Consider the following 25,939-nt stretch of genomic DNA (forward strand, 5'->3'; position numbering starts at 1 on the left):
TGGCTTCCTGATATCGCAGGAAAATTCGCCAGTGAGGACGTTCTTTTGCTGAGCCATGCTAAAAGGTCAGTAACTGGTTCCCTGGTGTTGGGGTGAGTTCTGTTCGCTTCCCGTCCGCCGGTTTTCGTAACCAGTCGTATTGATAACGTGAAACAAAGGTGACCTTCACTGGAGCAGAAAAACATCAGGCACCGTGAATTTTGACAACGCGCTCATTGTATCTACGCGCGTAGACAAAGCAAGCGATCACCTCAAATAAATTAGATCTACTTCACATTTCAATCCACGCACAAAAACAAAAAATCATATTTTACATACCATTAATGCTTTCATGATTTTTAATGATCAAAACTCATACGAAAACACTGCGAAAAACCTTCACTAAAGTCGAATTTTTACTCACACTTTTACCGGCTCTGGCGACTGCCATCTAAACAGCGTTTTATTTCAGCAGGATGACGAAACAAGGCAGGGCGACCTGGTCTGAAAACGGGCTGCGCCATTTGTTTTAAGTCACAGCGACATTTACTCTGAAAAAAAAGCCGGGGAAAAAGCGATGACGATCATCCTGATGCGACACGGTAAACCCGATCACCCTTCCGGTGGCTGCCTGCCTGCTCTGGCGATGGAGCAGTGGTGTGAAGCCTATGATTTATCACAGGTGGAAGATGTGCCGCCGGACAGGAGCCAGCATGCTGCGGCCATGGCGGATTACATCGTCACCAGTCCGCTGCCCCGCGCCCGTTCTTCGCTGGCGAAGCTGGGACTGGAGCCGGCCTCGGTGGATGCGCTGTTTAGCGAAGTTTCACTGCCGGTGATGCGGCTGGGCTATCCTCACCTTCCGCCTTCGTTCTGGCTCTTGCTGCTCCGCCTGCTTTGGCTATGTGGATATTCCGGATCGGTAGAATCTTTGCAGCAAGCCGAGCTACGGGCAAAACAGGCTGCTGCCCGTCTGATTGAGCTTTCCCGTCACGGCAACGTGCTGCTGCTCGGACACGGGATCATGAATAAAATGATTGCCCGTCAGCTGCGCAAAGAGGGCTGGCTGGCTGAGAAACATGCCAGCAGCCGCCACTGGAGCACAGCTATTTATCACCCACCATTTATTCCGCCACGGGTGAAGTAACCGGCAAAGATTTCACCACGTCAATAAACGCCCTTAACGCCGCCGGAACATGCCGGTGACCGGGATAGTAGATTGCCAGCCCCGGATAAGGCGGGCTCCACTCCTCCAACAGCGCCGTCAGCTTACCCGCCCGTAACCAGGGCTCCGCCACGCTGTCCGGCAAATAGGCAATACCCAATCCGGCAACGGCTGCTTCGGCCATTAACTCCAGATGGTCCAGCATCAGCGCCCCTGGCGGCTCGATAACCTGCTCCACCCCACGACGGGAAAACTCCCAGCGATAGAGCTTGCCGCTTGGCAGACGAAAACGGATGCACTGGTGCTGTCGTAAAGCATCAGGCGTGGCGGGCGTGCCATGCTGCCGCAAATACCCAGGTGAGGCGACCGCCAGAAAGCGGACTTCCCTGCCCAATGGTACGGCTATCATGTCCTGCGGCACATCCTCCAGCAGCCTGACCCCGGCATCAAACTGCTCGCTGACGATATCGATCAGCCGCCCTTCGGTTACCAGATCAACCGTCACCGCCGGATAACGTTGCAGGAAAACCGGCACGGCCTGCTGCAACAGCTGGCGGGCAGCGCTCTCACTGGCGTTGATACGCAACGTTCCGGCGGGCTGCTGGCGAAAATCCTCCAGCGAGGCCAGTGCGCTGTCCAGATCCCGCAGCACCGGGCGCAAACTGGCAAGCAGTTTTTCACCGGCTTCAGTGGGCGAGACGCTGCGCGTGGTGCGGTGCAGCAGTCGCACGTCCATTTTCTGCTCCAGCGCGCGCAGCATGTGGCTGAGAGTTGACGGAGAAAGACCAAGCTCATCGGCAGCCTGACGAAAACTGCGCCGGGTAGCGACCAGCATAAAGGCATTCAGGGAGTTCAAATCGGGGTGCTGATTCATGGGTAATTTTCACCAGCTTATGCATTATTAAACGGATAGTAGCATTAATCCTCAGAGCGTAAGGTTATCTGACACGCTTATTTGAGGAGAGAACTGATGTCCAGAACCTGGTTTATTACCGGTACTTCCTCCGGCTTTGGCCGCGAGATGACCGAACGTCTGCTGGAGAGCGGAGATCGCGTTGCGGCAACATTACGCAGCCCCACCGTGCTGGAGCCGCTGAAAGCGCAATACGGCAACCAGCTGTGGGTGGCGCAGCTGGACGTCACCGATTCGCAGCAGGTACGCAACGTGATTGACCGTGCGTTTACCGAGCTGGGACAAATTGATGTGGTAGTCAGTAATGCGGGCTACGGACTGGCGGGCGCGGCGGAAGAGCTGGCTGACGAGCATATCGTGCAGCTGCTCAATACCAACGTTGTAGGCTCCATTCAGGTTATCCGCGCTGCCCTGCCCCATCTGCGTCGGCAGGGCGGAGGCCGTATTCTGCAGCTGTCATCAATGGGCGGGCAGATTACCTTCCCCGGCCTGAGTCTTTATCACACCAGCAAATTTGCGATGGAAGGCTTTGTCGATACGGTGGCGCAGGAGGTTTCCGGCTTCAATATTGAGTTCACGCTGGTTGAACCGGGCACCGCACAAACCAGCTTCACCCAGGGCCTGGTGATGTCTGAACCGCTGGCGGCATATGAAACCAGCGGCATCCGCTCCCTGCTGGAGAACTGGCCGCAAATCGGCGATGCGAAAAAAATGGTGCGCGAGATGATTGCCTCGGTGGATCGCTCCCCGGCTCCGCGCCGTCTGACACTCGGCAGCGACGCTTATAAGCTGGTGCATGCCGGATTACAGGAAAAGCTGGCCGCACTGGAAGCGCAGAAGGAGATCGCGTTGTCGACGGATATCGACTGATTACAGAGGAACAGGCAAGGATCGCAGAGCTGCGGATATTCGCAGCCTGCGGGGTTCGCTTTACTCTGGTGGCAGCTGACGGACTGACCTTCAGCCCTCAACAGTCAGGAGAATCCCATGTCTGAACTTGCTAATAAAATCGTGGCGATCACTGGTGCCAGCAGTGGTATCGGTGAAGCCACCGCCCGTCTACTGGCCGCCAGAGGTGCCCGTGTACTGGTTGGTGCCCGTCGTACAGATCGCCTTGAAACACTGGTAAACGGGATACGCGCTGCTGGTGGAGAGGCTTACTGCATTGCGCTGGACGTGACCAGCCTGGCACAGATGGAAGCCTTTGTCGCCGAAGCGCAGCAGCGTTTTGGCGGGCTGGATGTGATCGTCAACAACGCGGGCGTAATGCCACTGTCACCGCTCTCTTCCCGCAAGGTGGATGAGTGGAACCAGATGATTGATGTGAATATCCACGGCGTGCTGCACGGCATTGCCGCCGCCCAACCGCTGATAGAACAGCAGCAGCACGGCCATATCATCAACGTCTCTTCAATTGGCGGGCTGGCCGTATCGCCAACGGCGGCGGTGTATTGCGCGACGAAATTCGCCGTACGTGCCATTTCTGATGGCTTGCGACAGGAGACAGACAAAATACGGGTAACGGTAATATCACCCGGCGTGGTCACTTCCGAGCTGGCGGAAACGATCAGCGATGTCAGCGCCCGCGAACTGATGAAAGGCTATCGCAGCATCGCGCTGGAGCCTGATGCCATTGCGCGAGCCATCGCTTATGCCATCGCTCAGCCAGCGGATGTTGACGTCAACGAGATGGTGGTGCGCCCGGTCGCCAGCGCCCATTAATTTGCCCTCAGCCAGCCATGCCGATGGCTGGCTCCAGGCGCAGGATCTCTTTCATATACAGCGCTTCCTGTACCGGGCTACGACCAAAGAAGCGCTTAAATTCCCGGCTGAACTGCGAAGGGCTTTCGTAGCCAACTTCCGCCGATGCGGCCGCAGCAGAAACGCCGCCCCGCACCATCAATAATCTTGCCTGATGCAGCCTGACCGATTTCAGATACTGGATCGGGGAGCTTTGGGTGATGGTTTTAAAATGCGCGTGAAAAGTCGCGACGCTCATCCCCACTTCACTCGCCAGCCCGGCGACTTCCAGTCGCTCAGCATAACGAGTCTGCAGAATGCGCAGCGCCCTGGCAATCTGCGCAAAGTAGCCCTGTTGGAGCAGTGCCGCCCGCAGTGAATCCCCCTGCCCGCTGATCAGCACCCGGTAATAGATTTCGCGCAGTAAACCCGGTGCGAGGATTTGCGTTTCCTGCGGCGACTTCAGCACTTCCAGCAGTCGCAGAACGCTGTCGCCCAGATGCTCATCAAGCGGCGTTGAGGCCATACTCAGTGGCTCGCTGCTGCGTGGAACAGGCATGTTAAGCGTAACCATCAAATCCGCCAGCGCCTGCAGATCGAGCCGCAACGCGACCGCCAGCATTGGCTCTTCCGGGCTGGCTTCCGTCTGGCTGCTGAAGGGCAACGGTACCGAAACTACCAGGAAATGCTGCGCGTCATAGACATACACTTCCTCGTTTAAAAAGCCCCGCTTGCGTCCCTGACAGACGATAACAATCGAAGGCTCATAGAGCACCGGCGTAAGGTCGAGAGGAATATCGGAACGTAAGAAACACACATCCTCCAGCGCCGACCGGGTATAACCATTGGTCGGGGCAAGATGAGTGATTAGCGCGGCCATTTTTCTGCGACGGGTTTCAAAAGCGGAGATCGCTTCAGCCATGAGCAGCCTCGCGATCCAGCCCCAATCGACGTTTAAGCTGAGATCTTGAAGCCTGTAACGCCTGACGGGCCTGAGCTTCATCGGTCATTGCCCGCGCCAGGGCCATCGCCCCAATCATCTCGGCCTGCACCGAAGAAGCCAGCGCCTGCGGATCTTTATGCCCCAGAGCCTGCAGCGAGGTAGCTACGATGCCCTGCATGGTCTGAATGCCCTGATTAAAACGCTCGCGGGCTGCCTCGGGCAGTCGGCAGGCCTCACTGGCCAGCGAAGGCATCGGGCAACTGTGTTCGGGGGCATTTCGCGACTCGTCGGAGAGATAAATATCAATAAACCGGCTGAGTTTCTTCGCTTCGCTCCCATCAGAGAGCTGCGACTGCAGACTGGCACGGGTTTCGATAAACATACGATCCACGACATTCGCCACCAGATCGTCGCGCGATTTAAAGTGGGCATAGAACCCGCCGTGTGTCAGGCCAGCCCGCTTCATCAGCGCCGCCACACCAATCCCTTCCGTGCCAACCACACGCATGATCGCGGCAGCCTCATCGAGGATGCGCTGGCGGGTGCGTTCTTTATGAGTCGCAGTTTCTGGCATAGTGAATTTCCTGGTCGATGCCTGCCGCAGCCGGCTGCAGCTATTGAAGTGATTATTATGACCATCATATTTAATTTTGTCTGCCACAATCCTGTCTTTACGGGTTTAGTCTGTTGATTATAAATAGTTTATTTTCTCATTCGTTCTTCGGAGTCCTTCCCTTCCTCAATCTGCTGGCTTGACAGGCTGTATGATAATCATCATATTTAAACCACAAAATATGATAACCATCATATTTAAACCACAAAATATGATAACCATCATATTTGCAACCTCACTCAGACACACATCTTCAGGAGCACATCATGGCAATGTCTTCGTCAAAAGGTATCGCAGTGGTCACCGGAGCTTCTTCCGGCATCGGCGCAGTCTATGCACAACGTCTGGCCGAACGTGGCTACGATCTTCTTCTGGTCGCCCGCGATCAAGCCAGGCTTAACGCGCTGGCCGGAGAGCTGGCGCAGCAATGGGGGATCAACAGCGAAGTGCTGGTCGCCGATCTGACCCAGCCTGAAGATCTGCTGCGGGTTGAGCACCGTCTGAGCAGCGATCCGGCAATCACCCTGCTGGTCAATAATGCCGGGATGGCCGTGGCGGGCGATTTCCTCGATAACGACATCGACCGCGTGCAGACGATGATTACTCTGAATGTCCTTGCTCCTACCCGCCTGGCGCATGCCGCTGGCAACGCTTTTAAAGCGCGTGGCAAAGGGACAGTGATCAACATTGCCTCGGTGCTGGCGCTGGTTCATGAGATGGCGAATGGCGTCTATAACGGCACTAAATCTTTCGTGCTCAACTTCAGCCGCTCGCTGGAGGCCTCACTTAAGCCACACGGCGTTCGTGTTCAGGCAGTACTTCCCGGCCTGACTCGCACTGAGATCTTTGAACGTTCAGGCATATCTGCGGATGGCCTGCCAGCTGAGAATGTGATGGAAGTAGAGAAAATGGTGGATGCAGCGCTGGCCGGACTGGATCTGGGCGAAAGCGTCACCATCCCGTCGCTGGAAAAGCTGGAAAACTGGCAGGCTTATGATGATGCCCGTGCTGCGCTGCTGCCGGACCTGTCGCGCCGGGATTCGGCTTCCCGCTATCATCGGTAATAGCCGGAAAAGGTTGTTAATCATACAGTTTCAGAAAACGCTCTGATGCCTGAAAAACAACCAATCGGTGGCGAAGTGCTGGATTGAACTATCAAGTTACATTATAATCCCGCGCCTCAGGCCCCTTAGCTCAGTTGGTTAGAGCACGCGACTCATAATCGCTTGGTCGCTGGTTCAAGTCCAGCAGGGGCCACCAATTTTCAATGAGTTACGACGCACTGACATCAAAACCGAATCTCTAGGATACCCATAGGATACTTTAACTAAGTATCCATGAGTAATAAGACTGTTTAGCTGAGAGGATTGAAAGTAAAAAATGCGCTCAATTCTTGATGAACTCACAACAGATATAGAACGAGCTGAAAGCTTACAGTCCCAGATGATCTGCATCGCAACTGGCGGAGCCAGCCTACCAAATGACTACCAAGAATTAAGACGTTTTTTTGTTGAATCACCTCTGTACAACAATCTCATCCCGCCTTTTGTAAAAACTAACCGTAACACAGACCAATTCTGGCAATTCATTAAGTTCAAATTTAGTACATACGCGGAAAGAAGGGAATATATTTGGTCCGAGTTTCAAACACTTATGGACAATTTGGAAGGCAAAAACAAAGCCCCGGCCGATGAAGATATATCAGATGTTCTAAAACGATTTGATGAAGGTGGTGTACATAACGTTTGGACGAAGGCATTAGAGCGTCGTCACACAGATCCAGAGGGAGCCATAACTTCTTCAAGGACTCTTTTAGAGACAGTGTGCAAGCATATACTGGATGAAATGGAAATCCCATATAACAACAAGAACATTGAAATGTCTGAACTCTACAGACTGGTTTCTAAGGAACTTAATTTATCAAGTGATCAGCATTCTGAGAATATTTTCAAACAAATATTGGGGGGATGCTCAGCGATCGTAAATGGCTTAGGAACTCTCAGGAATCGTCTTGGTGATGCTCATGGAAAAGGTCGAATGGCTGTAAAACCATCACCGCGTCACGCAGAATTAGCAGTAAATCTTGCCGGTTCGATGGCGCTATTTTTAATTAGCACATGGCACAGCCAAAAAAAATAAATGTGGATACGATTCAGAAGCCATCATGAAAACATCAGAACTTATTAAAAAGTTAATTGAGATTGATAAAACAGTGCCTTTCGATGCTGATATTGTTCAAGGCGATGATTATGAGTACGATATACTGAAATCAGTGCATCACAACCCACCACATACTTATTTTGTTTTTGATACAAAGCAGACCTATGATCAGGACGAGGGATTCTCAGCAGTAGAAGAATTGATAATACGCTCTCATCATACTAACGAGATAAAAAAACTCATCGAGCAATCAGATAGTTCTAAAGATAATATATTACAAATGCTCGATGAAATGTCTGAAAAATTAGAAGCAATAATTGAAAGTTTATCTAAGTGATCATCTTCAATATACAACCGTCTAATCACGAGGATTCCGCGGCTTTGACCAGAGAAATGTGTTGTTGGCTGAACGTTCCCGGTCTGCCCTGCGGCGCTGCGCAGTCACAGCGCGTGCGAGGGTTTGCCGGATAATAAGACGGGAGCAGGCGTCCAGCTCGTAGCCTTCGTCCTGCATGGCGGCGGCCAGTTGGGCGGTAATGTCGTTATGCTGCATGGATGGCCTCATACGCCAGTGAAGGTGGCAAGGCGCTGTTTATGTGCCTCGGACATATCAAAACTAAAATCTTCGTGCTCAGCCTGCCAGGTGCCGAACGCCATTAATCCCGCTATCGCCGGGTCTATCTTGTTGGCCGATTTCTTTTTGTTCGGCTTGATATTGGCGTTGGCGTCAGACTCCATCACCACGTTACCAATCGCCCAGGCCAGAACCGGATCGCCGTTGTGCCGGATAACCCTGCGGTTAACGAACACCTCCAGCGACTTCGCTACCGGGCTGAATTTGAGGTAGGTCTGCGGGAACGGCTCAACATCGAGGCCCGCCCCCTGTAGCTGGGTACGTAAGTGCGTGGCGTTCCAGGTATCGAAGCCCACCAGCTTTATACCGAACACCTCAGCATCGAGGAGAATATCGTCACGGATGCGGTCATAATCGATACAGTCGCCTGGCGTGGTGCGAATCCAGCCCGCTTTAGCCCACTGGCGGTAGATGGCGCGGTTTTTATTGGCTACGTTGTTGAGTTGCGCCTCAGGCAGGTAGTGACGGGTCAGCAGCCGGATTTCGCGGTCAGACGGGAACGCATAGCAGACGCTGGTAATATCCCCGGTAGACGACAGGTCAAGCCCGGCGTAGCACTCCATTCCGGCCAGGTCAGATTCGCTGTAATCGTCCTTACAGGCGTCCCATGCGCCGGAACCCATCCACGGCGTGGCCCCCTGGCACCAGATATTAAAACGCTTGGTGAGCATTTCCACCCACTGCGAGGGTATGCCGCGGGCCTTCTGGATGGTGTCAGCCAGTGCCGCACCGTCAACGGACACGTCGAGATTGGGGTTAGCCTTTATCCACAGTGACATATCGTCAATCTCGCTTTCGTCGTCCAGCTCGTAAATCAGCGCAAACAGCGATTCGTTGGCTTCTTCTCCGGCCAGTATCTGGCAGCAGTAGTCATAGTGCTGCTTACAGGCCGATACCACGTTGCTGCCTGCGGTGGTGATGGCGAACAGAATGCCTTCAGGGCGTGCGCCCATGCCCAGCTCAAGCGCGGAGTAAACGCCGTTGTCCGGGTGCAGGTGATATTCGTCCACAATCGCCAGGCTGGGGTTGGTTCCCTCGATGGTCGCCGCTTTGGCCGCCAGTGGCCTCAGCAGGCTGTTGGATTTTGCATAAATCATTTTATGCTGCTGAATGGTCAGACGCTTTTTCAGTGGCTTTGATAACAGGCACATCTGACGGGCATCGTCGAACACAATACGGGCCTGATCGCGGCTCACGGCGGCGGTGTAAATGTCCTGCTGGCCGTGCTCCATCACCAGAAACTAGTTAGCCAGCATCGCGGCCACGGTTGATTTAGCGTTCTTGCGCGGCACCTGAATATAGGCGCTCTTAAACTTCCGGCGTCCGGTAGCCTTCACCCTGAAGCCCAGCAGGCAGGCAAAGGCGAACTGCTGCCACGGCTCCAGCACTATCGGCTGTCCACGCAGCGGGCCTTTGACGTGCGGACAGAGGCGGGAAAAGGCAATAAACCGCTCAACCGTTGCGCTGTCGAAACTGTACAGAGGATTATTCAGGTCACTGAAGTAGCGTTCAACGGCCTGTTTTACGCGCTTACAGGCGGGTATGGCACCTGATTTTATGTCACTGGCGTAATCATTCCAGGCGGTCAAGATCGTCTTCCTCGTCAGTCTCAACAGGCGTTTTGCGGCGACTGACCGGATCGAAGCCCAGCAGGGAAGACATTTTAATCATGATCTTCTCTGCATCGGCCTTGGCGCTCAGTGACGGGTTGCGGCTCTCACCGCCCTGGCTGTTAACAATGCTGAACCCGCGCCGGGCAAGGTCTTCAACCGCTTTGCGGTACATCGAATAGTTAACACAGTACAGCTCAAGATTATTCCAGTCGGCAGCGGTCAGATCGCCCCGCTCGGCCAGCTGTTTCGCTTTGGCCTTCCACTGCTGCTGTGCAATGTCATCAAGGTAAGCGGGTGCTTTGGGTGGTCGGGCCATAATTTATTGAATCTCCATCGGTTTTATTTTCAAAAAAATTGCTGCGCGTAAAAATTTGAGGGGGCGGGCGGTTCCGGAGAGGCCGTCTTTTGTCCTGAAAACCTCCCCCACCCCGTCTGGTTGGTCCGTCAGCGGTTGCGGAATGCGGTCATGATGTCCCGTTCACGCTCAGACGTACGCCGCGCTGCGTGGCTGCCATGCGCTCTGGTGTGCTGTAAGGTGAACTGTTCACGCTGGCGCAGCAGTCTGGACAGCAGTTGAACCAGCTCTTTTTCATTCGTCGCCATAGTCATATATCCAGTCATTGCGCAGACGGGCGGCTTCCTCCTGCTTATGGAATGCACCTGCCATTCGCTTCTGTTTGGTCACCGGGTCAAGCTGTACCGTCTTGCGATTGTGGTGGGTCTGGCAAAGTGCCTGGTGGTTGCTGGCAGTCCAGAACAGCACGTCACCTTCTCCATTGATCGGAATGATGTGATCCACAATGGTCGCTGGCGTGTAGTCACCCGCCTTCAGGCAGTGAACACAAAGCGGATTCGCTCTAAGAAAAAGTCGGCGGTATTCGCCCCAGCGGTTGGAGTAACCCCGCTGAGTGCGCGTTCCTCTCCGGCTGTCGGACTGGCGGCGCTCTTCGCGTTTGTGCTCGTCACATTTACCGGCTTTAACCCGGACGTTACAGCCGGGTTCGGTACAGCGGCGCAAGGGTTGCCACGGCATCAGTGAACCCCCGGATCGCGATAGACTGACCAGAGGGCATCCACGGTCATTGGCACCAGCGTTTTTTCTACCTCGTAAACCATCTCCCGGTTATATTCCAGAAAGCAGATGTACATCAGGCAGCCCACCTTCAGCGCCGGGGTAAACTCCTGCTCTTGAGGGATGCGCTTTCCGATATGCTTCTGGCAGACCTCCAGCGCGGCCAGAATATAGCCGGACAGCAGCTCATCCTCGAAGTCATAATCCTCTTCCATTTTCAGGTGCTGCTTTACCTCGGCCAGGGTGATCAGTTCACTCGCCATCTTTGCCCCCCTTCGGCATTTTTAACTTCAATATGCTGCTTCCATGCCTGGCTGAATTCGTCACCCCCTTCACGCGGCGGCATCCCTTCGCGTTCACGTGCTTCGTTCGGACACATCACGCCGGATTTAATCGCCGTTTCGTAACTTCTGAAGCGCTCGGTGGGGTTGGCCCTCAGCAGGTCAGCGGAATCAAACTCAACCTGATAGCGAACGCCGGGAACCGGAGACGCCAGCAGCAGCGCGGATTTAATCTGCTGCTCAAAGTTGGTCAGCCAGGGACGCATTGTCATGGTGAGAAAGGCGCGGCTGGCCTCGCTGAAGTTGCTGTAAGTGCTGTTGCTGTATTCCTGAAGGAAGATCGGCGAGACGTTGAACATGCGTGCAATGTCTTCAATGCTGAAGCGGCGGCTGGCTATCCACTCGGCATCCTGATTACTCATGCCCAGCTGCTGGTAGTCCATGCCACCTTCAATGATTGGCGTCTTACCCGCGTTCCTGGCTCCTTTATAGCGCTCCAGCGCATCAAGGGCCTTTTTACCGTTCGGACCATCAAGCCAGTCAGCTGATTTGAGTACGCCGGAAGACATCATGCCGTTTTTCATCACGCTTGCGCCGTGCCGCTGCTGCGCCAGACCAAGACCCAGCGTTTCCCGGCAGATGGAGATCGGAGAACGGCCCAGAAAACCATCGTCAGTGGCATAGCGAAGATGCAGCATTTCTTCCTGAAGGCAGGTTCGCACTGCGCCGGTGAAAGGCTCCGTCACGCTGTACTTATAGCGATGTTCGCCGATGCGTTCTGGCACCACCGATCCGGGCGCATACGGATGTAATGATTGTGGCTGGCCGTCACGGCCCCAGCGGATCACCGCGTAGGCGTTACCGTTCAGCAGGCAATGGCGCAGCATGGTACGCTTGAACTGGTAGGCGGTCTGGCCGTCGTTCGGCTGCTCGTTCAGCAGGGAGTCCACCGGGTGATCGCCCAGCCATTCCCGCGATTCCCGGCCATTTTTATTGGTCACCCGGTACAGGTAGCAGGGCATGGAGGCGACCGCCTCACTGATTACTGACACGGCATTCATTACCGCAGGCAGGGATTCCGCCGTGCCGGCAGACACGTACTCGCCTGAACCGGTATTGGGTATTCCGGCCATTGCCAGAAAATCATCAATGGTCATGCTGCGCCGTTCGGCTTTACGGTTAAAGGGCCACCACATATCACAGCCCCGCCAGTTCGGCCTGACGGCGGCGCATATCGAGGTCCAGACCACCAAGCTCAGGATGATGGGCCAGCAGTGAACGGCGGGCGATCTCAACGCTGCTTTCCGTATAGGCTGGCATACTGGTTACGGTGATTTCCCGCAGTTCGGCGGCGGTCACGGTGCGGATATAAGGTTTTGGCGTGATATCCCAGGCTTCCTTCAGCGCCCGAAAGCCAAAGGACATTCCGTTTATGTCGCCGCGCTCCACCAGCGTGAGTACATCGCGCCCCAGCTGGGTATCGGGCGGCGTCAGTTCAAAGCGCAGGCCGGTATTGTCTTCGGTGAGTACCAGCGTTCCTGAGCGGGTACGGCCCAGCAGCTGCGTATAGTCATGTTCATAAAGGGCGCGGCAGTCGGCACCAGAAGCTAGGCTCTCTTTAAACGCACCGGGCGCGAACTGCTCCCGGAATTCATCCCAGATAACCTCTGACAGGCTGTTGTAGCGAACCGCATAGCCCACCAGCTTTTTATCGGCGGCACTCAGTTCGGAGGTGCGGATTTCAAAATCATTATTTTTCATGGGTCGGACTCCAGAAGGCAGGAAAGGGGCCGCAGCCCCCTGAACATCGGATCAGGAACCTGAACCCGGAATTTCCAGTACCTTAATGGCGTTGGAGTCCACCAGCCCACCGCCCAGATATTTATCGGTGTGAACCTTGTAGAACCCCGGTTCGGTGATGTTGTCCGGGCGGGTGCGTACTCCGGTAGTGTGATCCACGATGTAGTAACCGCGCTTGAAGTCACCCACTGCCAGCACCGCCTCACCTGCTGCTGCATCTGCCATATTTTCGAGGTAATACACCGGGCGGCCCAGCAGCAAATCAGGGGAGCCTTCAGTCAGACGGTCACGCCAGATGTAATCACCGTTGCCATTCTTCAGCTTTTGCAGGGCAGCGGCTGAATTAGAGTTCATCACCCATACGGCATTTTTGCGGTATTTGGCCTTCAGCTTAAACAGCAGGTCGATCAGCTCATCAGCAACGGGCGAGGCTCCGGCAGTCTCCATTTTCTCCAGCGTACCGAACGGGCGGGTTTTGTCGCCAGTGGCCGCGCGGGGGTAGGACAGGAAGCCCGTAGCCTTTTTAGCGCCGTCTCCGGTCAGCAGGTCGGTTTCTTCTGTCTCGGTGAAGGTGTCGCTGATTTCAGATGACAGCCAGCCCAGAATATCCACATCGCTGAAATCAAGAATTTCCTGGGTGGTTTTCGGGTAGGCGTAGATCGGGAACAGCTTGATACTGACTTCTTCCAGCTTAGGCGTACTGGTTTCGGTGCGGGCTGTGCCTTCCTCGCCATGATTGACAGTCGCGCCGCCCACGGATACCAGCTTTTTGTATTCATTGCTGGTTGTGGTCTTCACAGTGGCGATCTGACGCATCACAGAGTCATCAGACAGCTGGCGCATGATCTCTTTGTCGAGTTCAGGGATAACGGTATAACCGCCATCAGAACCTACAGCAGTGGAAAGTGCGCGGGTTTCGCCCGTCAGGATGTAATGGCGCAGCTCGTCGTTAGATACCGTTTTACCGTCTGCTGGTTTGCCTGGCTGATTGCGTTCTTCATCGGCCAGCGCCTCAAGGCGGGTAATGTCAGTATTCAGGGATTCGGCTCTGGCGCGGAGTTCGTCGAACTGTTTGCCCTCGTCGGCGTTCAGGTTGCGTTTTTCCTCAGTCGCTTTATCCATAATGGCGCGCATCTGAGTTCTGAGGGCGGTTTTCTCCTGGCGGAGTTCAAGCAATTTTTTCATGTCGTGGTTTCTCGTAACAGTGAGTATTGAGACGTGAAACCAGCGTTGAATGGGGAGGCCGTTTGGAAAGGAAGCCCATGTCAAGGCAAGGAAACCAAACGGCCAGCGGCGGCTCACGTCTGAGTGCCACCTCTCAAGATATACATGAAAAATATAAAGAAAACCCCCGTCAGAGACAGGAGTATACATGGGTAAACATGAGTACGAATAATTTACAAAATTATTTATTCCGGCGCTCAGTCATAAAGCCAGCGCCCAGCCTTTGCTGATTCATAAAACATTTTTATTGTGAGCGGCTTCTTATCCTGTTTCAGGGGTTTGCTGGTAAACCACTTCCTAAAGAACCATGCCACATTCCACGGATAATAATTTTCAAAATTCATAGACGACATATCTACACTAAATTTCTCGGCATAGTCATTTATGGCATAAGCCATATCATCTGGTTCGACAGACTCCTGCAAAATATCATCCATCTGAAACGGCACTCTTTTAAATGTCAGTGTTGCCATTTCAGGGAGTTTGTTACGAAAGAAGGATAAGACTTCATCATCGGTCACCATATTTTGTCTTTCCCTCTGGCTATCGCGTTATATTTTGTTGTCGCCTTAAAACTGATAACCGCAACATCACTTGCCAATAAAGTCCACCCCAGAAGCGGAACTGTCCGACCAACAAAAGCACCCAGGTTATTTACCATCATTGGTTTAAGAGTTTGAATGCTTTTGTTTGTGAACGTTGGCAGTCTGAACGGTAATTCCACGTTGAGGAAGCGTCGCGCAGCAAGAGAGGCAACCGAAGTACCTTTCGTTGCTGTGATCGGCTTACCTCGCGTGCTCAATTCCGGCTGGCCCAGGATAACAGCCGCTACACCAGTAAGGTTAGTAATTCCCCCGATGCGAACACTGATTTCATCAAGAAGTATCCAGAAAAATAATTCCCCGGCAGAGATATTACAGACTCCTTTATAGAAATAAGTTCCGTTCAGTTCTTCAACCGTATCCATACGTGCTCCTTGTCATTTTTTCGACCTTTAACTTAAACCATAGCGGCCTGTTTGAAAACTAAGCCTGTAATAAATTTATTCCTTATCCAGCCCCCAATGATAAAACGCCCAGCTTGCCGTTAATTGTGCGCTATGTATCGCACTTTCAATGCCAGCACCAGTGTAGGACAAATCAGCCGCCATCCTGTAAAGCAGATCAAGATAGGCATCGGCATCTTTTGACAGCTTACCTCCGCCCTCTTCAACGCCAGTTTTGTACGCTTCAAGCTCAAGTTTTTCAGAAGTAACAAACGCGCTCAGGGTAAGGAAGTCTGTCACAGTAATGTCGGTTTTGTTCGACATTGCGACCACAGTGCTGTGAAGAAACTTGAAATCAACCATACGTCCGTTATCTTTGCCAATCATTTTCATGTCCGTTCTCCTACGAAAAAAATAAAATTTATGTGTTTAAGTGTTCACCTGTTCACCTTTGTTTTTTTTCTTCACAAAATCATAAAGTTAGAAGGTGACCACTCTAAAGAAAACTATTCACTTGTGTTCACCCTGACTGTTCACCCTGGCACATTAAAAAACTTATAAAGGTGAACAGGTGAATAGTTGGTGAACAGTTAATAATAAAGTGTTCACCCTGTATCATTATGTTATTTAAGTATTTTTCAACATGGTGAACAGTGGTGAACACTTATTCATTATCTTTTAAGTTTTGCTATCGGGTTCATTGCACTGTGGCATCCATTCATCAGTTTCAGCCGTCAGCGAAATATTTGACCTCATCCCCTGCTTTGTTTTTCTCCTATCGTACACCTTTCCATACTCAGACATTGCCCCCGGCATATCCGTACCAAACCGGGTTAACGATACGGGCTTGTTCAGTCCGTTTGATCGCATATATTGCATATAGGCGTGATATAGATACCGGCGCGGGCTGAAGGGAATAATATCTGCATTGCCAATAAACATGCCGTCACACTCTACAGAGGCCATCAGATAGCCGCAGAAATCCACCAGCGAATCGCCCTCGCGTTTAATCGCGAGCGCTTCTTCTGATTTCTGTTGTTCAAACAGCAGCTGTTTCGCCTCTGACTGCTCAGCAAAACGTGTGAGAATATGACGGATAATTACCGGAAGCTCGGCCTCTATTTTCTCAGTCAGCAGCGGATCACGCTCGTTCTCCGGCACCACCTGCGAGAAGTTGAAGATAACCCTGCGGCGCGAGATACCGCCGCTACGGTCGCTGAACGTCATGGCATTGTTGTTCACTGCCAGAACCACGGCAGGAATGCGCGTTGAGTATGGTGGCTTGTGTTTCGGGTCTATCGCCACTTTATCACCGCCTGTAATGGCTTTGATCCCCGCACCGTCTCCGGCGTAGCGCGTCATATCGGGCATAATGACCAGCGAGTAACCCACTATCAGCGCCCTTTCCCTTGGGTCTTCCAGTGCTTTCATATTGGCCGATACGGTGTTGGCCTTGCCTGCCAGCATGGTACAGATTTCTGCCATAACGCTTTTACCGCTGCCACCAGCGCCGGTAACCTCAAGAAACAACTGCCAGTCAAAGCGGTTGGCCATAACCATATATAGCGCGGCCAGAACACGATCCGCTTTACGGCTGTTGCCTCCGGTTGCCCAGTTGAGCCACTTCCAGAATGCCGGAGCGTGGCTTTCCAGCGTCTCGCCGTCCTGCTGCGGCACAAAGTCCACATCACTGGCGATCAGCAGCCAGTCTTCGCGGCTGTGCTCCCTGAAAACTCCGGACCGGGTATCAAAAACCCCGTTGCGAAAGCCAATCAGATTACGGGCAGTGATCCCCATAAGCGGCAGGCTCAGCTTCATCGTATCCACGGCGTTCCTGGCGGTTGGCATCGAATACGGTACATCGGCCTCAATGAAAATAGCGGCCATTTCCCGCGTCAGTTCCTTATCGGTCAGCGGTTGCCACAGAATGCCAGTGTAGTGATGAACGGTGTCCGAATCGCCATGCAGTGCCAGCAGGCCATCATAGTGACTGAGTAACACTTCTCCTCGCTGGCTCGGTCCCATATGCGCCAGTGAAGATGTGGCCGCATCAGCCACCCGTTTCTTTTTCTTCTCCGGTTTCGCAGGTGGGAATACCCGGTTGATCCGTTCGGCATCAGTGAGGACGGCTTTAATACTGTCATTGCCAATCAGATCGGCCACCAGCTCAATGCGGTTTTTCTTTTGCGCGGCTTTGTCGGTCAGCAGTAGACCGCTTTCATTCAGTTCTTCATAGGTCACCCCGGCACCCACAACAAAACCTTTCAGGCGTTGCGCCAGTGCGCCATATGGCGTGGTTTTATCTTTGTGCCGCGCCGCTGCGGCTGAAGCGTCCTTTTTGTCCAGCACATGACCATTTACCCAGCTGTAGACGCAGGAGAACAGCGCATCAGACATTTCCTCTGATTTGATAACAACATCAGTCATTTTTGAGCGCCCTCACTGGAAAAGGTGAATTCTTTGACAAAACGCTCAGGCGAGTAGGTTACAGGGAATTTGTAGCCGTCACGGACGAAGCGAACGTAATTAAAAGCAACATCATTAATGGTTACCAGTTCGCCCCAGCCATCCTTCCAGCGGTCATTGATTTGAGGTTCACGCATGGGCTTTCTCCCTCCTTGCCTGCTCTTTGATAAGCCAGATTGTTAACGAGTCCACCAGCTCATAGGCTATCTCTACAGCAGTTTGAATTTCGGTTACGTTCATTTCTTCTAACGCCTTGCAAAGCATCAGCAGGGTAACGTTCGCCCGGTCAGCGCGATCAGATGCTTGATCCAGCGTTATTTCATGCAACATGACTCACCTCCACCAGAGAGACGTAATTGAGCCGGATATAGCGATAACCTTCACTGGTGGCAGTGTCGTGTACGCTTTCGGTAGCCTGCTGTGAGGTTTTGGCCCGAACGTTGAAGTGAATCCCAACAGTGTTGCCGTTCGGCTTAACGGCATAGCCTGTGATGCGGTAGAGGTTACCCATTAGTCACCTCCATATCCCCGATCTTATCCAGAGGATCGTTCACTTGCATAACGAGCATCTGAATACCACCTATAGCTGCCAGTACATCACCAGAGTCCATTTCAATGCCTGACTTCTCTACAGCTATTAGCAAGGCGCTTATCTCATGCATAGAGATGCGAACCTGTCTGTAGTGATAGTTTTGGGCTACTGTGCGATTAGGCATGGTGCACCTCCACAAACTCGAAGGAGTGGAAGGGTAACCGGGCGGCAAAGACCGGATTAAAGCCTGAGCAATTGGCCCGTGCTTCTTCTTCAGTAGCGGCCACGGTCAAAATGACGATGAGCGGTGAACTTGTGTCTTCAGAGGTATGGCAGAGAAAACGCCAGGTGTAAGAGTTCCGCCCTTGCGGGTGTGTGGTATGATCTTTCATAGCTGCCTCGTTACTTGCGTTAACGTTGTGGTCAGACGCCCTGATACTGTTCGCGCAGTTCGGGGCGTTGCATTTTGCCTGAAAAGTAATTACCCTTGTAATTACACTTAAATAGTAATCAGGGTAATTACACATGTCAATGCAAGAATTGAAAAAATCACCGCAATACCAGATGCGCTTACCAGATGATTTTCGCGCCCAGCTTGAAGATGAGATGCGCAAAGATGGGGATTCATCGTTAGCAACTTGGATTAAGCGAATACTGCGGAAAGAGTTACAGCAACGAGGCATCGAACCAAAGGGTTGACCGTTGCTCATATCTGAGCATCCCTTACCGCTGGCTAACGCCGTTTCTGGCGTTTGAGATTCACACAAACAGATAACCCTGGCAGGATTGACCAGGCAGATCAGTGTGCTATCCTGGCCCTGAGTTAATTCTGTTCTGCGACACTGGCGGCCCTGCAAGGCCGCCTTTGTTTTATCTGGCATATCCCACCTCATGCCGTCTGAACACGGCGAACCGATTCAAGATAGGTATCAAGATCATTTCTGAAATAAATGACCTTCCGACCAATTTTATGATGTGGAATTTTCACTTTTCCGGTATGCGCCCAATTAGCCAGCGTTTGAGAGTTTACACCAAGATATTCAGCTGCTTCTGCGCGTGTAAATTTTTCAAGAATTGTTGCCGAAGGATGGATTCTCATAATTATCACCATGTATAGAGGATTAAAGTTGGTGATACTTTATGTTTGATGTTTATATTCAGAAAGGTGTGCAAATTACTTAACGTAACGGATTGGTAGTTTGGTAACCAGAATAGTACTACGGGTGATAGTTAAGTACTTTCACTGAGGCGTAAAGTACTTAACAACCTGTTTTCACGGTTTAATCACCAAATCATAACTCCTTGTTTTTGGTGAATAATTTGGATTAAGGCCTGAATTTTTTAGCCAATTTTTTACTGTAGCAGGCTCAGGAATGTCTGTGTGTTTTTTATTCAAATACTCATGTATTTTTCTTGAAAGACTTTCCATACTTGCCCCAGGAGTGTAATTCCAGGTATCAGCAGCAATTTTTAACGCTGTTTGTTTGTGGCGACTGGTGCGGGCCTTTCCACCTTTGCTGTTAATTTCTTTCTGCTTAATTTGGTGTTTCAAACTTTCTATTTTCCCCTGAGAATCATCTGCAAGTGCATTTCTGAGGCCCATTCTGTTAACGGCAGATGATAAATCCTTGAACCCTAAAAGATACAGAACCCTCATCGCTTTATCGCCATCTTGGTCATGAAAATTCGGCGGATAAAAATCATCATTATTTTTAATCCATTCTAAAGCCATAGCATATCTTTCGGCTAAAGGTATCTTCTGAATTTCTTCATAGGGTATATCATGTCTCAATTTACGGGAAAGAAAGGCAATACTAAAATCTTCAACACTCTCATTATAAAAATTTATATCATAAATTGCTTCATAAATTTCCAACTTGTTTTTTAATTCTTTAATGGTTTTTGATTTCATAATTCACCTCTTTTATTTTCAGATTCTGAAAGCTGGAAAATTAATTTTCTTTTTTCTTCATCACTTAAATTTTCGAGCGCAGAAAGCAACCTTGAATCGATAGCTTTTTTACTTTCAACTAACCCGGCGTATTCAAGTATTTTATACTCAATCCTGCCCGCTGGCTCCTGAAGCTCATCAGCACTGAAGTATAAATAACCCTGGGTGACATCCGCGCTTCGCATAGTGCGATGATTCAGCAGCCGTTTGAGAATATAGTTACCAACGTTGACCAGCTCCGCAACCGTTCCAAAGGTTCGCCGCCCGTCATGCCATTTAAACGGTATTGGTTGAAGTCCATCCGGATTGGGATCGGGAACAGTTGCAGCAGAAATGCGATCAATAATATGGCGGGTTTCTTTGATAGTGCTTTTCGTTCCCGGAAAAACAAAACGCCCATCACCAGCTTGAAACTTCAATCGACGTCGGAATATTTTAAGAAGGCTTTCTGTCATAGGCAGTTCCAGAGGATCACCATTCTTGGTGGTATCTATCCAGAAATAGCGGCCCCCCATGTTCACACGGTCCCACTCCAGCCCCAAAATTTCCTCTTTCCTCAGTCCGGTAAAGATCACCATTTCTACAGCATCACAAACCGCCGACGCAAAATCATCACGCCCATCTTCGGCAGTCTGGCGAACGGCACTGATCGCAGCAAACCAGCGGGGGAAATCATGGGTACGGATACGCTCAATTTTTCGGGTGGTTCCATGCCATTTGCGTTTCGTACTTAAAACCGTAGTTGGTGGGTCTGGCAGAAGTGTTTTCCCGCTCTCATCACGATAGTGATCATATGCGAAACGACAAACAGCCCGGAGAACTCTGGCCCAAAGGTCAGCCTGGGCTTTGCTTCCAGAACCGACTCCGGCCCTTAATGTTGTCTTGTCCTCGCCAAACCAAACTGTGCCATCAGTTATTGCTTTATGCCGTGCCTCAACGCGCTCACGGCTTGCAGAGGCAAGCGGTTGTTTAAGCCAGTCACCGGAAAAATTCTCAAGTGTCGCTCTATATTGAGAAACCGTGCTGGCTTTGATCCGGTGTTCACGATTGGCAATATAGGTATCGAGCGCTTCAGCCAGGGTAATCGTGGCTTTGCTGTCATTCCGCTTCTGAATATTGGGGTTAAGGCCAGAAGTAGCAACCTCACCCAGTAGCTCAAGTGCTTTGGCGCGCGCATTCTCAACAGACAGGTCAGGAAACCGGCCCAGCGTTGCCCGAATAAATTTACCGTTTCGCTTGCGGGAAATGCAGAAACTTTTGACTCCCGAAACGCCGATCCGAAGCCGCAGCCCATTAACAATAGAATCTCCATACTCAACCTGCCCACGTTCAGCAGCAGGCAGACTTTCCAGTTTAGTCTTCGTAAATTTGAACGTTTCCACACTTTCCCCGTTACCATACGATTAAGGTATCCTGAGAATCGCTTGAACGCTCCAGGATACCTATAGGATACCACAGGGGAGTAAAATGAAGTATTTCTGGTTATTTATACAGTGACATAACTTGCTGTATCTGCATGAAAAGTATAATAAAGTATATTAAATTAATCGCTTGGTCTTTAACTCATAATCGCTTGGTCACTGGTTCAAGTCCAGTAGGGGCCACCAAAAAAATCAAGGGCTTGCGTGAAAACGCTGGCCCTTTTGTTTTTTCGGGGATATGCCGGGGATATTTTCAAACGGTATGCATGGTGCATTATGGCGGCTCTTTGAGCGGCTATCACAGGTACTGTAAGTGCCTGCCCGGAGCTGCAATCCCCTTGCCGTAAATGAGATCGGGCTTCAGCGGAAGCCATGAATCGTGCGCGTAGTGATGCCTGGAAAATCTTCAGCACCCATACACAGGCAAATCACCGGCCAGTGAAACTTCGCTTTATGGCTGGGGTCGTTCTCTAATCAGCACTAAATATAAGAATTGTTACATCTGCGACAAATCAGTTAATCCTGCGATTGCTCTTAATCATTCCTACCCGTTACGGGCCATTGCCATGTATCTCAACAGGTGGGTGCCCGGACTGATGAACTACGTTAACTGACCTGCGTTTTGTGCATCGCTGCCGGGTGGCGATGGTCACAGAACATTTCCTGTCCGTTCGTTATCTACTATGTGTTAAAATGGTGGGTTCTGCGAGAGGCGCGCTACGGGAAAAATAACTGCTCACAGAAGCGGATTTTCTTTGGATTTTTGGTTTTTGCATGGTAAAAATAATTAATACCATTACCAATTTATGGGTTAATTATAAGGTGGCATCATGGATAATGCGGAAGGTTTGGCGAGAAGGATGCTACGGTCCTTAGATATAAATAATGATGGTTTTTTTAAGTCTGTTTTAACAGGGGCATTAACATTGCCTACTAACTTGGCATACTTAGGTTATGAGTATTTTGATACTGAAAACAGATATAGCAATGCAAATTATCACCACAGAATTGCTGAGTTGATCAAGGACGGTATTGCTCAAAAGACTTTAACAAGCAGGATTATTTTTATTATTATCAAAAAATTCATGTCTGAAGTTGACGAGGATAAACTAAAAAATGAAGCGATGAAATTATCTGGGGGTTTCCTTGAAAAAATTGCCGTTTCAGAGTTAACAGGAATTAGTCTAAGCAAAGCTGTAACTTCTGGTCTTGTTAAGGGTATTGTAGCAGGTTCAGTTATAGGTCTGGGTCTTTCTATTGGCGCTGAATCATCAAGAGCTATCTACACATCCAGAAGACTTGAGCAGAATAATCATTATTTATATTACCTTCTAAGAAAAGCTGGAAACTTAGATCTGGCGTATTTTCTGGTTGAAGATAAAATGTCTGCGTTTGTCGACGCCTGCAACCTAAAATCAAAAAATAAAAATGAGTTTAATAAAGTATGTGAATACTTTTTTTCAGGACTTTAATCTCAATAGCGGACGCAATGTCCGCTACAGGTCATTTATTTTTTTTATACTCTTTATATGAGATCACACATACAATCAGCATTATGATTGAAAATGAAAGCCTCCCAATAACGTAACCTATTTCATTTTTATTTAGACCATAATTAGATATCACATACAAGACTAGTTCTATATTTGGCACTATTGAATAAAGGAAAGATATTAACGCTATTATAAAGACTATGAAGAGGGTTACTTTCATTAAAAAATCCTTTTTCTGAATGTATTTAATATATACATCATTTTCCTGCTTGTTTAAATATCTTTTTTGATGCCCGCAAGGGCATGGCATGGCATGAACAGATGTTTGATCACGGAAGTTCATGGCCCTTTCCGGCGAGCCTGCGCCTTTTCAGAGGGGACTCGCGCATTTTTGTAGCAGGGCGGCTACACCGTGATAATAAACAATAAACCAGGCACTACACAAGAGAGTGAAAAAGTTTTATCCGGCCCGAAATCAGACTGGTGCTTGAAAAACTTCAGGCGCTGGACGTCTGTGACGCGCACCTTTCCCTGAGGAAGTCACAGACTATCGCCGAGTGCGGCAACACGCTGCTGTACACCGAAGACGATGGCAGGGCAATTCCCATTGCCCGCTGCGTTGCATCTGCCGCTTTTCTTATTTGTGCAACCATGCTGATAACTCGTCAATAAACATGGTCTTATTTATCTTCATCACTTTAAAGTCCAGTGCGGCTCTCTCGCACTGCTCAGCCGTTACTTCGCCCCCAGTCTCACCACGATGTTGTAACGCGCCCCATAAGCGGCCAGCGCCCGAATATAGCGGATAATATTAATGGTGTAGCTGCGTATGGCATACCGCACAGGCCCACGACCACCCGCGCAGATTTTCGTAAATTCCGCCGTGATGACGTCAGTGATCCCCACGGCCAGAGGTCGAGGATTTTTAGGCCATACGCCTGCGGCCACATTTCCGTAAGGCGCTCCAGCCAGCGTCGGCGGTTAGTCCGGTTTTTACTCTGGTGTTTGTTAATAAAAAACCTCTCAGATTTTCAAAATTTATTTACTGCCACCTCCTGTAAAAAGTGTTAAAGGCTGAAACTGTTCGCAGTGTTCACTTTCGCCTAAATCCGTGCCAAATCTGGCTTCTGAGTATGAACACTACTGTTCACCGCTATTCTTAAGTGTTCACTATTATGAGAATCGTTCTCAAAAAAAGTGAACAGTTGGTGAACACATACCTCTCAAAACTTTTGCAAGGGAGTGGGGTTGATGACTCCCGCAATTCGGTAACCTTGCCAGAGCCGGTAGCCAGTCTTCGGCGCTTTCAGCAAGCTCCATATTTTTGCGTTCACGTAGCGATACGGGTAAAACTCACTCTAACCTCCCGGTCCTGCTGCGATTCACGCGCGCGTGTGATACCCGGAAAACCTTCAGGCCCATGGCAGGCGGCCACTGGGAAAAACATTAAGCTCAATCCTTCAGAGGACGCTCGTGGGTGCTTAACCCCGTTTTATGGCCGGGGGCCAGCCCAACTATCACTACCAAAAAGTAGAATTGTTAAACAGCCGACAAATCAGTAAACCCTGCGATTGCTCTTAAACGCTAATGGCGTATTATTCACTGTGAATCACCACAGGATGCAATTTTAAACAGGAAGGAAATCAGGGATGAGTAAACGTAATGAAATAATTGATGGCTCACAGGCAGCAAGTGCAAGAGGTGGTCTGGTCTACACGGAAGTCTTGGGGTGGATTGATCTTGGCCATGCGAGGGGAGATGGCATCAGGATACTGATGCAAAAAATCGACGCTGGTGAAGCAATGAATGGAGATCGCTACGAAGTAACTTATGCTCAGTCTATGGTTTCTCCGCTTCAGATCATCCGGGTAGGAAAATTTATCAGATGGCGTATACGAAAGGGGCGTTCATATCATGAACGTAAAAGCATCGCTCTCGCTATGATGATGACGATGGCGCGGAGATTTGAGGCATTTCAGGGGGCATTCCTAATAATCTGATAACAGACAGCGGATTCAGCGGTGAAGATCTTGTGTCAGATTTGCTGGGCTTTTATCGTGTTGTCTCCATTCAAAATCCCTTTGAAATGCTGCGCCCTGTCAGTAAAGCTGATGCATTGAAAAGATGGGATTATTACGGGAAAATTGGCTCTTGGAAAAATGAAACTTTCCGACCATTGTTATTCCCGGATCCGGAGCGATTTCCTAACGCCAGACCCCGCTTAGGCCAATTGCCTCAGTTCATGCAGACCATTCAACCCTATAAAGATTGGAAATCTGGAAACGTTGCTATAGCAAGTATGGACGGTTCTTTCATACAAGACGGTAAGAGAAAGGATCTTATTGTATGAGAAAGCCACTTAAAATTACACTGACTGTAATTATCTTTATAGCGGGAGTGTTTGTTTATTTGTGGCCGACGATAAGAATGGAGTTAGCTGGCAGCGCCCACTATACTGAGCAGGATAATCGAGAATATGAGTTCTACACCCCGGATATTCTGAAAAAAATCCCGAGAATATCTGATAGGTATGAGTTTGATTTTTTTAACGTAGCAGGCCCGGGATCACTTGTATATTCAGTTACTTTTCACAATACAAATGATATCGATAAGATTAGCGCTTATCTCACCTCCCAGGGCTACACTAAACAAGTGACCTGTTCGGTAGAAGGGGACTGTTGGAAAGGCAACGATCCTGCTGAAACTGTAACCGTAAGCGCGGTGCCTAAAATTAATGTGGTGATGGTGCAGCTTGATAACTCACCACAGCTATAAACATTCAACCTCATGTTTTATAATGTAAAAAACATCTAAAAGCGGTGTGATAGTTATAAGAACAGGTTAGCGGCTTGCCACCGGGCGAACGTTGAAGATTGAAAGTCAGTACGGACAATTTACCAATACGGGGAAGCATTTCTCCGTATAAAATGAGTCTTACTTCCCCAACTATTACC

The 25,939-nt window shown here is 50.3% G+C and carries 33 protein-coding genes, 1 tRNA gene and 2 pseudogenes; 11 read left to right on the top strand and 25 right to left on the bottom strand.

Annotated features, from left to right (window positions below):
* Nucleotides 1–556: 556 nt before the first annotated feature.
* Nucleotides 557–1,126 (top strand): histidine phosphatase family protein, encoded by a 570-nt coding sequence (locus AC3Y5R_RS13355; protein ID WP_158782754.1) that lies wholly within the window; start codon nt 557–559, stop codon nt 1,124–1,126.
* Here AC3Y5R_RS13355 and AC3Y5R_RS13360 read toward each other — a convergent pair.
* The gene (locus tag AC3Y5R_RS13360) at nt 1,104–2,018 is read right to left on the bottom strand and encodes a LysR family transcriptional regulator (protein ID WP_489921748.1); all 915 of its coding nucleotides are present in this window, start codon (nt 2,016–2,018) and stop codon (nt 1,104–1,106) included. The two genes, AC3Y5R_RS13355 and AC3Y5R_RS13360, sit on opposite strands and share 23 nt — an antisense overlap.
* A 96-nt stretch (nt 2,019–2,114) precedes the next feature.
* Between AC3Y5R_RS13360 and AC3Y5R_RS13365 the strand changes: the two genes are divergently transcribed.
* Nucleotides 2,115–2,927, top strand: a complete 813-nt coding sequence (locus tag AC3Y5R_RS13365) for an SDR family oxidoreductase (RefSeq protein WP_489921749.1) — start codon at nt 2,115–2,117, stop codon at nt 2,925–2,927.
* A 117-nt stretch (nt 2,928–3,044) separates the two neighbouring features.
* Nucleotides 3,045–3,779 (top strand): SDR family oxidoreductase, encoded by a 735-nt coding sequence (locus AC3Y5R_RS13370; RefSeq protein ID WP_489921750.1) that lies wholly within the window; start codon nt 3,045–3,047, stop codon nt 3,777–3,779.
* A gap of 7 nt (nt 3,780–3,786) precedes the next feature.
* On the opposite strand, the gene AC3Y5R_RS13375 is transcribed toward AC3Y5R_RS13370, so the two are convergent.
* On the bottom strand, nt 3,787–4,719 hold the full coding sequence (locus tag AC3Y5R_RS13375) for an AraC family transcriptional regulator (protein WP_489921751.1): 933 nt from the start codon (nt 4,717–4,719) through the stop codon (nt 3,787–3,789).
* Entirely contained in the window at nt 4,712–5,314 is a 603-nt protein-coding gene (locus tag AC3Y5R_RS13380; RefSeq protein WP_489921752.1) for a TetR/AcrR family transcriptional regulator, read from the bottom strand. Before AC3Y5R_RS13380 ends, AC3Y5R_RS13375 begins: the two co-directional genes overlap by 8 nt.
* Nucleotides 5,315–5,619: 305 nt before the next feature.
* Between AC3Y5R_RS13380 and AC3Y5R_RS13385 the strand changes: the two genes are divergently transcribed.
* The 4 genes from AC3Y5R_RS13385 to AC3Y5R_RS13400 all read left to right on the top strand — a co-directional run bounded on the left by AC3Y5R_RS13385 (nt 5,620) and on the right by AC3Y5R_RS13400 (nt 7,850).
* A complete protein-coding gene (locus AC3Y5R_RS13385; RefSeq protein WP_489921753.1) occupies nt 5,620–6,417 on the top strand; it encodes an SDR family NAD(P)-dependent oxidoreductase in 798 nt (265 codons plus the stop codon).
* A 119-nt stretch (nt 6,418–6,536) separates the two neighbouring features.
* Nucleotides 6,537–6,613: transfer RNA gene (locus AC3Y5R_RS13390), tRNA-Ile, on the top strand.
* A 120-nt stretch (nt 6,614–6,733) separates the two neighbouring features.
* Nucleotides 6,734–7,492 carry an abortive infection family protein gene (locus AC3Y5R_RS13395; RefSeq protein WP_489921754.1) on the top strand — a complete coding sequence of 253 codons (759 nt, stop codon included), beginning with the start codon at nt 6,734–6,736 and terminating at the stop codon, nt 7,490–7,492.
* A gap of 25 nt (nt 7,493–7,517) precedes the next feature.
* The gene (locus AC3Y5R_RS13400) at nt 7,518–7,850 is read left to right on the top strand and encodes a hypothetical protein (RefSeq protein WP_489921755.1); all 333 of its coding nucleotides are present in this window, start codon (nt 7,518–7,520) and stop codon (nt 7,848–7,850) included.
* A 21-nt stretch (nt 7,851–7,871) separates the two neighbouring features.
* Here the strand turns inward: AC3Y5R_RS13400 and AC3Y5R_RS13405 are convergent, their stop codons facing one another.
* From AC3Y5R_RS13405 to AC3Y5R_RS13505, 21 genes and pseudogenes are all read right to left on the bottom strand, one after another.
* Nucleotides 7,872–8,066: a hypothetical protein gene (locus AC3Y5R_RS13405; protein WP_489921756.1), complete on the bottom strand. Its 195-nt coding sequence runs from the start codon at nt 8,064–8,066 to the stop codon at nt 7,872–7,874.
* Between the two features lie 8 nt (nt 8,067–8,074).
* Nucleotides 8,075–9,736: pseudogene (locus AC3Y5R_RS13410) on the bottom strand (terminase large subunit).
* Complete coding sequence (locus tag AC3Y5R_RS13415) at nt 9,720–10,076, bottom strand: phage terminase small subunit P27 family (protein ID WP_489921757.1); 357 nt, start codon at nt 10,074–10,076, stop codon at nt 9,720–9,722. The pseudogene AC3Y5R_RS13410 and the gene AC3Y5R_RS13415 overlap by 17 nt, the downstream one beginning before the upstream one ends.
* A 128-nt stretch (nt 10,077–10,204) precedes the next feature.
* Entirely contained in the window at nt 10,205–10,363 is a 159-nt protein-coding gene (locus AC3Y5R_RS13420; RefSeq protein WP_489921758.1) for a hypothetical protein, read from the bottom strand.
* Nucleotides 10,350–10,793: an HNH endonuclease gene (locus AC3Y5R_RS13425; RefSeq protein ID WP_489921759.1), complete on the bottom strand. Its 444-nt coding sequence runs from the start codon at nt 10,791–10,793 to the stop codon at nt 10,350–10,352. The genes AC3Y5R_RS13420 and AC3Y5R_RS13425 overlap by 14 nt, the downstream gene beginning before the upstream one ends.
* The gene (locus AC3Y5R_RS13430; protein ID WP_489921760.1) at nt 10,793–11,095 is read right to left on the bottom strand and encodes a head-tail connector protein; all 303 of its coding nucleotides are present in this window, start codon (nt 11,093–11,095) and stop codon (nt 10,793–10,795) included. Before AC3Y5R_RS13430 ends, AC3Y5R_RS13425 begins: the two co-directional genes overlap by 1 nt.
* Nucleotides 11,080–12,309, bottom strand: a complete 1,230-nt coding sequence (locus AC3Y5R_RS13435) for a phage portal protein (protein ID WP_489921761.1) — start codon at nt 12,307–12,309, stop codon at nt 11,080–11,082. Before AC3Y5R_RS13435 ends, AC3Y5R_RS13430 begins: the two co-directional genes overlap by 16 nt.
* A 1-nt stretch (nt 12,310) precedes the next feature.
* On the bottom strand, nt 12,311–12,874 hold the full coding sequence (locus AC3Y5R_RS13440; protein ID WP_489921762.1) for an HK97 family phage prohead protease: 564 nt from the start codon (nt 12,872–12,874) through the stop codon (nt 12,311–12,313).
* A gap of 51 nt (nt 12,875–12,925) precedes the next feature.
* Nucleotides 12,926–14,098: a phage major capsid protein gene (locus AC3Y5R_RS13445; RefSeq protein ID WP_489921763.1), complete on the bottom strand. Its 1,173-nt coding sequence runs from the start codon at nt 14,096–14,098 to the stop codon at nt 12,926–12,928.
* A 236-nt stretch (nt 14,099–14,334) separates the two neighbouring features.
* Nucleotides 14,335–14,661, bottom strand: a complete 327-nt coding sequence (locus AC3Y5R_RS13450) for a DUF1493 family protein (RefSeq protein WP_489921764.1) — start codon at nt 14,659–14,661, stop codon at nt 14,335–14,337.
* On the bottom strand, nt 14,655–15,104 hold the full coding sequence (locus AC3Y5R_RS13455; protein ID WP_489921765.1) for an STM2901 family protein: 450 nt from the start codon (nt 15,102–15,104) through the stop codon (nt 14,655–14,657). Before AC3Y5R_RS13455 ends, AC3Y5R_RS13450 begins: the two co-directional genes overlap by 7 nt.
* Before the next feature lie 75 nt (nt 15,105–15,179).
* Nucleotides 15,180–15,515, bottom strand: coding sequence for a hypothetical protein (locus AC3Y5R_RS13460; protein ID WP_489921766.1), 336 nt, complete (start codon nt 15,513–15,515; stop codon nt 15,180–15,182).
* A 285-nt stretch (nt 15,516–15,800) separates the two neighbouring features.
* Nucleotides 15,801–17,549, bottom strand: coding sequence for a DNA primase family protein (locus AC3Y5R_RS13465; RefSeq protein ID WP_489921767.1), 1,749 nt, complete (start codon nt 17,547–17,549; stop codon nt 15,801–15,803).
* Nucleotides 17,546–17,725 carry a DUF4222 domain-containing protein gene (locus AC3Y5R_RS13470; protein ID WP_489921768.1) on the bottom strand — a complete coding sequence of 60 codons (180 nt, stop codon included), beginning with the start codon at nt 17,723–17,725 and terminating at the stop codon, nt 17,546–17,548. Before AC3Y5R_RS13470 ends, AC3Y5R_RS13465 begins: the two co-directional genes overlap by 4 nt.
* Nucleotides 17,718–17,918 (bottom strand): hypothetical protein, encoded by a 201-nt coding sequence (locus tag AC3Y5R_RS13475; protein WP_489921769.1) that lies wholly within the window; start codon nt 17,916–17,918, stop codon nt 17,718–17,720. The genes AC3Y5R_RS13470 and AC3Y5R_RS13475 overlap by 8 nt, the downstream gene beginning before the upstream one ends.
* Nucleotides 17,908–18,099, bottom strand: coding sequence for a hypothetical protein (locus AC3Y5R_RS13480; protein WP_489921770.1), 192 nt, complete (start codon nt 18,097–18,099; stop codon nt 17,908–17,910). Before AC3Y5R_RS13480 ends, AC3Y5R_RS13475 begins: the two co-directional genes overlap by 11 nt.
* A complete protein-coding gene (locus tag AC3Y5R_RS13485) occupies nt 18,092–18,304 on the bottom strand; it encodes a hypothetical protein (RefSeq protein WP_489921771.1) in 213 nt (70 codons plus the stop codon). Before AC3Y5R_RS13485 ends, AC3Y5R_RS13480 begins: the two co-directional genes overlap by 8 nt.
* The gene (locus AC3Y5R_RS13490) at nt 18,297–18,647 is read right to left on the bottom strand and encodes a host cell division inhibitor Icd-like protein (protein WP_489921772.1); all 351 of its coding nucleotides are present in this window, start codon (nt 18,645–18,647) and stop codon (nt 18,297–18,299) included. Before AC3Y5R_RS13490 ends, AC3Y5R_RS13485 begins: the two co-directional genes overlap by 8 nt.
* Before the next feature lie 362 nt (nt 18,648–19,009).
* Entirely contained in the window at nt 19,010–19,219 is a 210-nt protein-coding gene (locus AC3Y5R_RS13495; protein ID WP_489921773.1) for a helix-turn-helix domain-containing protein, read from the bottom strand.
* A gap of 174 nt (nt 19,220–19,393) precedes the next feature.
* Nucleotides 19,394–20,032 (bottom strand): hypothetical protein, encoded by a 639-nt coding sequence (locus tag AC3Y5R_RS13500; RefSeq protein WP_489921774.1) that lies wholly within the window; start codon nt 20,030–20,032, stop codon nt 19,394–19,396.
* Nucleotides 20,029–21,453, bottom strand: coding sequence for a tyrosine-type recombinase/integrase (locus AC3Y5R_RS13505; RefSeq protein ID WP_489921775.1), 1,425 nt, complete (start codon nt 21,451–21,453; stop codon nt 20,029–20,031). Before AC3Y5R_RS13505 ends, AC3Y5R_RS13500 begins: the two co-directional genes overlap by 4 nt.
* An 869-nt stretch (nt 21,454–22,322) precedes the next feature.
* Between AC3Y5R_RS13505 and AC3Y5R_RS13510 the strand changes: the two genes are divergently transcribed.
* On the top strand, nt 22,323–22,964 hold the full coding sequence (locus tag AC3Y5R_RS13510) for a hypothetical protein (RefSeq protein WP_489921776.1): 642 nt from the start codon (nt 22,323–22,325) through the stop codon (nt 22,962–22,964).
* Nucleotides 22,965–22,995: 31 nt separating this feature from the next.
* Here AC3Y5R_RS13510 and AC3Y5R_RS13515 read toward each other — a convergent pair whose 3' ends face one another.
* Nucleotides 22,996–23,328 (bottom strand): hypothetical protein, encoded by a 333-nt coding sequence (locus AC3Y5R_RS13515; RefSeq protein ID WP_489921777.1) that lies wholly within the window; start codon nt 23,326–23,328, stop codon nt 22,996–22,998.
* Nucleotides 23,329–23,468: 140 nt separating this feature from the next.
* On the opposite strand from AC3Y5R_RS13515, the gene AC3Y5R_RS13520 reads away from it, so the two are divergent.
* The 3 genes and pseudogenes from AC3Y5R_RS13520 to AC3Y5R_RS13530 all read left to right on the top strand — a co-directional run bounded on the left by AC3Y5R_RS13520 (nt 23,469) and on the right by AC3Y5R_RS13530 (nt 25,760).
* Nucleotides 23,469–23,657 carry a hypothetical protein gene (locus tag AC3Y5R_RS13520; RefSeq protein ID WP_489921778.1) on the top strand — a complete coding sequence of 63 codons (189 nt, stop codon included), beginning with the start codon at nt 23,469–23,471 and terminating at the stop codon, nt 23,655–23,657.
* A 977-nt stretch (nt 23,658–24,634) separates the two neighbouring features.
* Nucleotides 24,635–25,335 (top strand): annotated as a pseudogene (locus AC3Y5R_RS13525) (hypothetical protein).
* On the top strand, nt 25,332–25,760 hold the full coding sequence (locus tag AC3Y5R_RS13530; protein ID WP_489921779.1) for a hypothetical protein: 429 nt from the start codon (nt 25,332–25,334) through the stop codon (nt 25,758–25,760). The pseudogene AC3Y5R_RS13525 and the gene AC3Y5R_RS13530 overlap by 4 nt, the downstream one beginning before the upstream one ends.
* Nucleotides 25,761–25,939: the final 179 nt, after the last annotated feature.

This window comes from Erwinia sp. 009765445 (assembly GCF_058137865.1).